Genomic DNA, 1,591 nt, shown 5'->3' with positions numbered 1-1,591 from the left:
CATGCTGCAGAGCGCGAGCTTTCGGATCATGGCCCGGTAGCTTCGAAGGATTTCCGCCTCCCGTGTGACGACCTCGGCGGCGAGCGCGGTGTCTCCGCTCGTGACCGACTTCATGCCGTCCGCGTGCACGGACAAGGCGATTCTCTGGATGTCGCCGATGAGGTCGTCGAGGCGCCGTCGCTCGTCCGCCCCCCGGATGCCGAAGGTGATCGATTGGCCATGCTCCCCCAGAACCTCGAGCCCTGGCAGATCCAGGCGGATCTCCCGAAGGGTGCGCTTGACATCCGCCGGGATCGTCCCCTCCGATTCGACCTCGATCTGATCGGCACCCTGCATGTAGTACGTCCACACGCGGTACTTGACGGATTTCGAGTCCTCGAGGGCATCCAGATTGATGCGGACCTTCCGCGTTTCCCGCAGGACGTCAATAGGGGCGATCCGGAGCGAGGTGCCGTCCTCGACCATGAAGAGGCGGGAGCCCTTGGATAGGTCATGGCGGCTCACCCACCATCGCGGGACCGTGACGGTCCGGCTCCCTCCCTTGATGAACTGGAGTCTGCGGACCGTAGGCTGGCGCGACTTCGGGCGCGACATAGGACTCCGGATACGCGTGGCGTTCGATATAACCTGCCTGGGCGGCGTGCGGGACCACGGTCGGGGGCCGACCGCCAGGACGAGCGGAGGAAGGACTAATACACATCCGGGCCATCCCCGCGGAGGAGCGCGGGGGCCACGCGTCGGGCGCCTCGGTCGCCCAGAGGGGACCCCGCGCGCCTAAGGGGAAGCAGGCTATGGCGAAGGGCGGAGCGAGGGAGTCGGGGGATCCAGCGCCTTACGGCGAGATCCGCTACAAGACGGGCTGGCACGACCACACGGCGCTCGTGACGATCGATCGCCCGAAGCAGCACAACTCCTACACGCTCGCCACGCTGAAGGAGCTCATCTCCGCGTTCGACGCGGCGATGTGGGACGACGACGTCCAGTTCATCGTCCTCACCGGGAGCGGGGATAAGGCCTTCTCCACGGGCGGAAACGCGGACGAGTACGCCCACGAGTACGGGAAGAAGCCGAGCGACTGGTGGAAGTGGGGGGAGGTCTACGGGCGGTTCCTCGACTCGATCCTCCACTGCGGCAAGCCTGTCCTCTGCCGAATCAACGGCGTGGTGGCCGGCGGCGGTCTCGAGTTCGTGGCCGCCGCGGATCTGGCGGTCGCCGCGGACCACGCGCGATTCCTCTCCCCGGGTCCCCGCGTCGGGATGACGTCCATCGGCGGTCTGTCCCAATGGCTGCCGCTCCACATGGGGCTCAAGCGGACCGCGGAGCTCGTGATGCTGAGCCAGGAGATCGACGCGAAGAAGGCCCTCGAGTGGGGCATCGTCAACGACGTCGTTCCGCTCTCGGCACTGGACTCCCGGGTCCGCGGGATGATCGATAACATGCTCGACCTGTCGCCCACGAGCCTGCACTACTTCAAGGTCCACATGAACTGGTGGCGGGACCTCGTGTGGCGGCCAACCTGGGAGCATGCGAAGGAGTTCTTTTCGCTCAACCTGGGTTCCGTCGAGCCCGTGGAAGGCCTGTCCGCGTTCCT

General features: G+C 66.2%; 2 protein-coding genes. One reads left to right on the top strand and one right to left on the bottom strand.

The window, feature by feature from the left end; all coding sequences use genetic code 11:
• The coding region (locus tag VEY12_08350) for a phosphate uptake regulator PhoU (GenBank protein ID HYM40135.1) at positions 1-594 on the bottom strand (594 nt) is incomplete at its 3' end.
• A 197-nt stretch (positions 595-791) separates the two neighbouring features.
• Here VEY12_08350 and VEY12_08345 point away from each other — a divergent pair.
• Positions 792-1,591: enoyl-CoA hydratase/isomerase family protein (locus tag VEY12_08345; protein ID HYM40134.1), on the top strand; the 800-nt coding region annotated here is incomplete at its 3' end.

It is taken from the genome of Thermoplasmata archaeon (assembly GCA_035632695.1).
Lineage (GTDB): Archaea > Thermoplasmatota > Thermoplasmata > RBG-16-68-12 > RBG-16-68-12 > RBG-16-68-12.
The sequence above is the reverse complement of the archived record's forward strand: the minus strand, read 5'-3'. Positions and strand labels throughout refer to the sequence as shown.